Below are 7,754 nucleotides of genomic sequence, written 5' to 3'. Positions count from 1 at the left end.
GCGGGCTTGTTGGCGGCGGGCTTGTTGGCGGCGGGCTTGTTGGCGGCGGGCTTGTTGGCGGCGGGCTTGTTGGCGGCGGGCTTGTTGGCGGCGGGCTTGTTGGCGGCGGTCGTCTGAGCGGGCGGCGCGTGGGGGGCAGGAGCCGCCGGACCACCGAAAAGAGACGACAGGCGTTGCTCCACGCGCTCGATATCGGACTGGCTGGCCAGGCCCATGGCCGTGATCTGGTGCTTCACCTCGGCTCGAACGGTCTCGATCAGCTTTTCGCCGTTCAGTCGACCTCGCTCGATGACAACCGCGACGATCTCGCGAGCCTGATCGCTCTGGACCTCTCCCGCCTTCACCAGTTCCTTCACGAGCGCCTCGGCGCGAGCTTGGGTAGGGGCGGCCAGGGCCATGCCGAGGTCGAGATACCGCTTGAGAAAGTCGTTCGAAGCCATGCCCCAATCTACGAATCCTGGCCCGCGCTTGCAAAAGTTCGCAGGCGAGCGCGGGGGAGTTAGCTCAGGAGTTGGTCCACCACGCCAGCGAGGTTGGCGGCGACGAACTCAGGGGGCGGATCCATGCCTGCCGAGGCATCCGATACGCCGGTGAGGACGAGGGCGAAGCGATACCCCAAGGCCTGCGCGAACCGGCCGTCGGTGTCAAAGCGGTCCCCCACCATCGTGCCGGTCACTCCTAACCGCTCCCGCACGAGGCCCACCATGGGTGCGTAGGGTTTGCCGGCCACGACGGCCGGAACCCGTGCCGCGGCTTCCACGGCGGCGAGGATGGCGCCCCCGCCGGGGACCAACCCATCCGGCGTGGGGTAGGTGAGGTCGTCGTTGGTGGCCAGCAAGCGAGCGCCGCGCTTCAAGGCGTGCACGGCTATGCGGAGGCGATCGGCATCGAAGTTGGTGTGGAACCCCACCATCACTGCGTCCGCCTCACCGTCGTATACCACGATCGCCCTGCGTTGCTCTAGGGCCTCTACCACCCCTTCGCCCGCACATACCAGCACCCGCTCGCCGGGCTCCACCAGGGTGACCGCCGCCATAGCCGAGGTGAGAACATCACCGCGAGCGGGGATGCCATGGCGCGCCAACTTCGCTTCCACCTCGCCCACCGGCAGGCTGGAGTTGTTCGTGCAAAACACGACCGACTCCCCCGCCGCTCGCAAACGAGCCACCGCATCAGCCGATCCAGGGATCGGGTTATCGGCCAACCAGATGACCCCGTCTAGGTCGAGTGCAAAGCCCACCGGCCCAGCCTGTCAGACTCCACGATGTGGCCCGATTCGAACCTTTCGCCGGTATCCGTTACAACCCGCAACACACTCGCCTCGGGGGGGTGATCGCTCCTCCCTACGATGTGATCGATGCCGCCCAACGAGACGCGTTGGCGGCCAAGGATCCTCACAACGCCGTACTCATCGATGTCCCCTCCGAAGCCGACGGCGACCAGCGCTACCTCTTGGCGGGCCAGCGCCTGGAGGCGTGGTTGGCGGAGGGAACCCTCGTGGTTGACCAGCACCCGAGTTTCACGGCCTACCGCATGACCGCCACCGACGAGGCCGGGGTGGAGCGCCACACCACCGGGGTGATCGGCGCTCTCGAACTGAGCCCCCCCGGCACCGACATTCTCCCGCACGAGCACACCACCCCGAAGGCCAAGAGCGACCGGCTCGAATTGCTGCGGTCCTGCCGGGCGAACCTCTCTGCTATCTGGGGGCTGTCCCTCGCCCGCGGCCTCACCGACCTACTTCCACTCGAGGATCCCCCCCTCGCCGAGATCGTCGACGACGACGGTGTGCGTCACACGATCTGGCGCATCGACGATCCCGAGGTCTGTGAGGCCATTTCCACGGCGGTGGCTAGCCACCCGGTGGTGGTGGCCGACGGGCATCACCGGTACGAAACCTCCCTCGCCTACAAGGGTGAGCGGGAGGCCCTCGACGGCCGTGCCGGGGCCGCCGGCGCCACCATGACCTACATCGTGGAGTTGGTGGAGGATGAACTCACCGTCCACGCCATTCACCGCCTTATCAGCGGCCTCCCCGACAACACCGACCTCGAGATGTGCCTCGCACCGTGGTTTGAGGCCGTGGGGCGCCCGGCGGCGGGCGAAGCGGTCACCGCCACCATGGCCGAAGCGGGCTGTCTCGTGCTCATCCTCCCCGATCGCGACGTACTGCTGCGCCCGCGCCCTGATGGCTTTTCGTCCATCCCCGACCTCGACTCGAGCCGGCTCGACGTAGCCCTCGCCGCCCTACCGGCCCACACCCTGTCCTACCAGCATGGGGTGGAGCAGGTGCGGGCGGCGGTGGCCTCCGGAGCGGCACAAGCGGGGGTGCTGTTGCGTCCCGCCACGGTGGCGCAGATCGAAGCCACCGCCCACGGGAGCGACCGGATGCCCCCCAAGACCACGTTCTTTCATCCCAAGCCCAAGACGGGGCTGGTGTTTCGCAGCCTGGCGTAGGGCACCCCGGCGGGCGCGGAAGAACCGGCGGCTAGTCGACCGTCCAGGTCGTGCCGCTGTGCAGGAGGTCCTCGAGCCGCCCGGGGCCAGCGGGCGCTTGGGCCTCGGCGATCTGTCGGGACACCTCGGCGCTGTACTCGAGTCGGTCGACGGCCCGAAATACGCCGATGGGTGTGGGCTCGTAGGGGCCCCGCGCCAGGCGGGAGAGCATGAACGACACGCTGGGATCGGTGCGGGCTTCGTCGTGGACCAGCAGGGCATCGAGACCAACGGCATCCACATCCACGATGTGGGCACCGCGTTGAGCGTCGATCATCACCCCCTTGCCTCCATCGGTCCCGAAGCGCACCGGCTCACCGTGTCGCAACGGAATCAACATCTCCTCTCGCACGGCCTTGGCGGTCACTCCTTCGAAGGCATGGTCGTTGAAGACGTTGCAGTTCTGAAAGACCTCGACGAAGGACGCGCCTTGGTGCTCGTAGGCCCGTCGGAACGTCTCGAGCATGTGGGCACGATCCATGTCGTGGGTGCGGGCGACGAAACTGGCCTCGGCCCCGATGGCGAGGGAAAGCGGATTGAACGGATGGTCCAGGCTCCCGAAGGGGGTGGACTTCGTCACCTTGCCGAGTTCTGAGGTGGGTGAGTACTGCCCTTTGGTGAGTCCATAGATCTGGTTGTTGAACATCAGGATCGTGATGTTGATGTTCCGGCGCAGGGCATGGATCAGGTGGTTGCCGCCGATGGACAGGGCGTCGCCGTCGCCGGTCACCACGAACACATGAAGATCCGGGCGGCTCATGGCCAGACCGGTGGCGATGGCCGGCGCGCGGCCATGGATGGAATGAAGGCCGTAGGTGTTGATGTAATAGGGGAAGCGGGCGGCGCAGCCGATCCCGGACACGAACACCGTGTCCTCCCGGGCTATGCCGAGGTCCGGCATGAGGAGCTGTACGGCCGCCAGGATCGAATAATCCCCGCAGCCCGGGCACCATCGCACCTCCTGATCGCTCATCCAGTCCTTGCGAGAGGTCACCGGAATCAACTCAGTCATCGGATTCCTTCGCTTCCGTGGCTGTGGCTCGACAGGTAGTCGAGAATGGCCCGCTCGAGTTCACCAGCGGTGAAGGGCACTCCCCGCATGTTGGTGACCGAGGCGGCATCCACCAGGAACTCCGCCCGCAGCAGCCTCGACAGTTGGCCGAGGTTCATCTCGGGCACCAGAACCTTCGGGTACCGGCGCAACACCTCGCCCAGGTTGCGGGGGAACGGATTGAGATGGGTCAGGTGGGCACTGGCCACTCGTCGCCCCTGATTGCGTACCCGGTTCACCGCGCCATCGATCGCTCCCCAGGTGGAGCCCCATCCCACGATGAGCACCTCGGCATCCTCCGCATCTCCACTCACCATGACCTCGGGGATGTCGGCGGCGATCCCGGCGATCTTGGCGGCTCGTAGGTGCACCATCCGGGCGTGATTGTCGGCGTCGTAACTGATGTTGCCCGAGCCGTCTTCCTTCTCGAGGCCTCCGATTCGATGCATCAGGCCGGGTGTCCCGGGCAGCGCCCAGGCGCGGGCCAGGGTGTCGGGATCACGCAGGTACGGCCAGAACACCTCCTCCCCCGACTCGGTGGTGTGGTTGGGGGCCGTGGCAAAAGTGGTGGAGAGGTCGGGTAGGTCCTTCACGGCGGGCAGGAGCCAGGGTTCGGACCCGTTGGCGAGATAGCCATCGGACAGAAGGATCACCGGCGTTCGATATTTGATGGCGATGCGGGCCGCTTCCAGCGCCGCCCAGAAGCAATCGCTCGGGCTGTAGGCCGCCACGATCGGGAGGGGCGATTCGCCGTGACGCCCGTAATAGGCGGTCAACAGATCGGCCGCCTCGGTCTTGGTGGGTAGCCCGGTGGAGGGGCCGCCCCGCTGGATGTCCACGATCAACAGGGGTAGTTCCAGGCTGACCGCCAGACCCATGGCTTCGGCCTTGAGGGCCATCCCGGGGCCACTGGTGGTGGTGACACCGAGACTCCCGCCGTAGGCCGCCCCGATGGCGGCGCCGATGCCGGCGATTTCATCTTCGGCCTGGAGGGTGCGCACCCCAAACCGCTTGTGTTTGGACAACTCGTGCAGGATGTCCGAGGCGGGCGTAATGGGGTAGGAGCCGAGAAACAACGGGAGATGGGAACGCTGACTGGCGGCCAGTAGACCCCAGGTCAGGGCCGTGTTGCCGGTGATGTTCGTGTAGGTGCCCGGCGGTCGTGGGGCCGGGTCTACGGCGTAGGGATGATCGAACAACTCGGCTGTCTCACCGAAGGCATGGCCCGCTTTGAAAGCCGCCAGGTTGGCGTCGCGCACCTGCGGCTTTTGGCTGAACTTGGCTTCGATCCAGCGCAAGGTCTCCTCGACCGGACGCGTGTACATCCAGGAGACCAGGCCCAACGCAAACAGGTTTTTAGAACGCTCGGCATCGCGCGGTTTCACTCCGAGTTCCTCAACGGCGCGCAGCGTCAGGCTCGACATCGGCACCCGGTAGAGGGTGTACCCGTCGAGGCTGCCGTCATCGAGGGGGTTGGCGGTGTAGCCCGCCTTGGTGAGGTTGCGCTCGCCGAAGGCGTCCTCGTTGACGATGAGGGTGCCCCCACCCTCCAGGCGGGACACTTCGTTGCGCAGCGCGGCCGGGTTCATGGCTACGAGGACATTGGGCGCATCACCCGGAGTGGTGATGTCGTGGTCTGAGATATGCACCTGGAAGGCAGAAACGCCCGCCAGTGTGCCAGCGGGTGCCCGAATCTCCGCGGGAAAGTCCGGCAGTGTGGCGAGGTCGTTCCCAAACAGGGCGCTGGCGTCGGTGAATCGGTCGCCGGTGAGCTGCATCCCATCGCCAGAGTCCCCGGCGAAGCGAATGACCACCCGATCGAGTCGTTCGGTGGCCGCTTTCGGCGCCGTGTGTTCTGCGATGTCAGACATCGGCCCACCCCCGGGTCACCTGAGACGCGCCATTGCGCCTAAGGCCGTGGAAGGAGCCTACCGCTCTCGATCGGGTCAGTCCGACCATGGACACCCGGCCCGGATGGATCAGGTGATGGAGGCGTCGTAGATGCTCTGAATCGACGCCCCCAGGGCGGCGTTGAACTCGGCGTCGGTCTGGTGGGCCGTCAAACCCTCGGTGAGGGCCCGGGAGAAACTCGCGATCACCCCCGGGTTACGGCTGAGGCGGCCGTTGGCCTCGTCGCGGCTGTAGCCACCGGAGAGCGCCACCACCCGCAGCACATTGGGGTGGTTGGTCAGTTCGCCATAGAACCCGTCGGTCTCGGGCAAGGTGAGTTTCAACATCACCAGTTCATCCGCCGCCAGCGCATCGAGGTGGGCGAGCAGCGCCGTCTTGAGGAGCGCTTCGGTCTCGGCTTTTTGGGGGCTGTGAATGTCCACCTCGGGCTCGATGATGGGCACGAGACCATAGCCCAGAATCTGCGCGCTGATGGCGAACTGCTGGTCCACCACGGCCTGCACCCCGGCGGGGTTGGCCCGGTTGATGACCGACCGCATCTTCGTACCGAACACACCCTTGCTAACGGCGCGAGCAAGGAGGTCGTCGAGGCCGGGAATGGGCTTCATGAGTTGAGCATCCTCAGCCGCATCGGCGAGGCCCTTGTCCACCTTCAGGAAGGGCACCACGCCCTTGATCGACCAGAGATACTCGGCGGTGTCGGTGGCATTGATCTCACGGTCCATGGTGTCCTCGAAGAGGATGGCCCCGAGCACGCGGTCTCCGGTGAAACTGGGGCTCGACACGATGCGGGTGCGCATTTCGTGAACGCGGGTGAACATCTCGTCGTCGTTGGCGAAGGCGTCCGCCCCCACCCCGTAGAGCGCCAGTGCCTTCGGCGTGCTGCCCCCACTCTGATCCAGGGCGGCGATAAAACCATTCCCCGTCCGCACCTTCGCTACCTGTTCATGGTTCATGACGTCCCGGTTCCCCTTCTCGGCTCTCGTGCGCCCATCATGGCGGACCGGCGGGGAGGCGGCACAACGCCGGGCTAGCGCAGGGCCCGCAGGCGGGCCGTGACGTCTCCTAGGTCAGGGTCGACAGCCGCCACGATGCCGAAGAGATGGCGGGCTTTGGGCACGTCGCCGGCCCGCTCGTAGAGATCGGCGAGGGCATAGGTGACGCGTAGGTGGTGCTCTTGGGGTTTCTTCGCCGGCGGTTTTGACTGCTCGAGGACGGCGATGGCTTCGGTCAGTCGGCCCTGGTCGGCGAGCGACCCGGCGTAGACGATGCGACCTTCGGCCACCAGTGAGGCGCTCGGCGAAACCGCTCTCAACTCCTCCCACAACTCCACCACCTTGCGATGACGCCCCACCGCCCGGTAGCAGTCGGCCAACACGGGGTTCTGCTCGGTGCTCCCGCTCATGCCCCGAAAGGCTTCGAGCTCGGTGACCGCCAACTTCCAGCGCCCCAAGCGGTAGTAGCACAGGCCCAGCAACTCCCGCACCGATTGCACCGTGGGGGCTTGTTCCGCCAACGGCCGCAGGATCGCCCGGGCCTCCTCGAACCGTTCGCGCCGGAACGCCTTACTGGCCTCTTTCACCTTCGTCTCGAGGCGTTCGGCCGCCTTGGTGGCTACGGCCCTGCGCAGCGAAGGATCCGAGGCCAGTTCGCCGTCGCCGTCGTCGACGGTGGCGTTGCGTCGGACGGAGCGCCCTCGGCTCACCGCCTGGGTGGCCTCTCCCTGCACCTCACCTTCATCGATCCATATCTCCGGCTCCCACTGGCCTCGTCCTTCCGGAGAGGCCTCCCGGAATGCTTTGGAGGCATCGCCGGGGCCGGTGTCGCGCACGCGCCCGGCCCCTTTGCGGGCCACTGACCCCCAGCCCGCCTTCTTGAGCTTGGCGGCATCATCGGCCCTCCGCTGCCAGGGCGTGCCCTCGCTCTCGCGCGGCGCCGATGATCGGCTCGGGCGCGGCTTCGAGGATGTTCTCGGGGAACCGGGCTTGCCGGTGGAGCGCGGTGGACGGCCGCGGTCGGAGGAGGACGAGGAGGACGGGGGAGGTTTTGGCATGAAGGTCACAGCCTATCGGGGCCCGGAAACGACGAAGGACCCCCATCGCTGGGGGTCCTTCGCATTGCAAAAATCGGCGGCGTCCTACTCTCCCAGGGCCTCTCGACCCAAGTACCATCGGCGCTGGAGGGCTTAACTTCCGTGTTCGGAATGGGAACGGGTGTGACCCCTCCGCTATGGCCACCGAAACCTGTTGTCAAGGCAGCGCAGCCGAAAGACGGCGCGGCTCCTTGAGGAACTCCA

Annotated in this window: 6 protein-coding genes, 1 rRNA gene and 1 pseudogene; 1 reads left to right on the top strand and 7 read right to left on the bottom strand. The window is 66.4% G+C overall.

What is annotated here, in order from left to right:
- Positions 1-107 (bottom strand): annotated as a pseudogene (locus tag EXQ71_07295) (transglycosylase).
- Positions 108-499: 392 nt separating this feature from the next.
- Positions 500-1,240: an HAD-IIA family hydrolase gene (locus EXQ71_07290; protein ID MSO87310.1), complete on the bottom strand. Its 741-nt coding sequence runs from the start codon at positions 1,238-1,240 to the stop codon at positions 500-502.
- On the opposite strand from EXQ71_07290, the gene EXQ71_07285 reads away from it, so the two are divergent.
- Positions 1,228-2,457, top strand: coding sequence for a DUF1015 domain-containing protein (locus EXQ71_07285; protein ID MSO87309.1), 1,230 nt, complete (start codon positions 1,228-1,230; stop codon positions 2,455-2,457). The genes EXQ71_07290 and EXQ71_07285 overlap by 13 nt on opposite strands.
- Positions 2,458-2,488: 31 nt before the next feature.
- Here EXQ71_07285 and EXQ71_07280 read toward each other — a convergent pair whose 3' ends face one another.
- The 5 genes from EXQ71_07280 to rrf all read right to left on the bottom strand — a co-directional run bounded on the left by EXQ71_07280 (position 2,489) and on the right by rrf (position 7,699).
- Positions 2,489-3,508, bottom strand: a complete 1,020-nt coding sequence (locus EXQ71_07280) for a 2-oxoacid:ferredoxin oxidoreductase subunit beta (GenBank protein ID MSO87308.1) — start codon at positions 3,506-3,508, stop codon at positions 2,489-2,491.
- On the bottom strand, positions 3,505-5,418 hold the full coding sequence (locus tag EXQ71_07275; protein ID MSO87307.1) for a 2-oxoacid:acceptor oxidoreductase subunit alpha: 1,914 nt from the start codon (positions 5,416-5,418) through the stop codon (positions 3,505-3,507). The genes EXQ71_07280 and EXQ71_07275 overlap by 4 nt, the downstream gene beginning before the upstream one ends.
- 108 nt (positions 5,419-5,526) lie before the next feature.
- Entirely contained in the window at positions 5,527-6,414 is an 888-nt protein-coding gene (locus tag EXQ71_07270; protein MSO87306.1) for a fructose bisphosphate aldolase, read from the bottom strand.
- 74 nt (positions 6,415-6,488) lie between these two features.
- Entirely contained in the window at positions 6,489-7,511 is a 1,023-nt protein-coding gene (locus EXQ71_07265; GenBank protein ID MSO87305.1) for a tetratricopeptide repeat protein, read from the bottom strand.
- A 71-nt stretch (positions 7,512-7,582) separates the two neighbouring features.
- Positions 7,583-7,699, bottom strand: a 5S ribosomal RNA gene (rrf, locus tag EXQ71_07260).
- Positions 7,700-7,754 lie beyond the last annotated feature (55 nt).

This window comes from Acidimicrobiia bacterium (genome assembly GCA_009694375.1).
Taxonomy (GTDB): domain Bacteria; phylum Actinomycetota; class Acidimicrobiia; order Acidimicrobiales; family VFJN01; genus VFJN01.
Note: the sequence above shows the minus strand (reverse complement) of the source record. Positions and strands in the feature narration are given on the sequence as shown.

Excerpts from the sequence above, each read along its gene's own strand:
- EXQ71_07280 (MSO87308.1), bottom strand. The coding sequence starts at position 3,508 with ATGACTGAGTTGATTCCGGTGACCTCTCGCAAGGACTGGATGAGCGAT.
- EXQ71_07275 (MSO87307.1), bottom strand. The coding sequence starts at position 5,418 with ATGTCTGACATCGCAGAACACACGGCGCCGAAAGCGGCCACCGAACGA.
- EXQ71_07270 (MSO87306.1), bottom strand. The coding sequence starts at position 6,414 with ATGAACCATGAACAGGTAGCGAAGGTGCGGACGGGGAATGGTTTTATC.
- EXQ71_07265 (MSO87305.1), bottom strand. The coding sequence starts at position 7,511 with ATGCCAAAACCTCCCCCGTCCTCCTCGTCCTCCTCCGACCGCGGCCGT.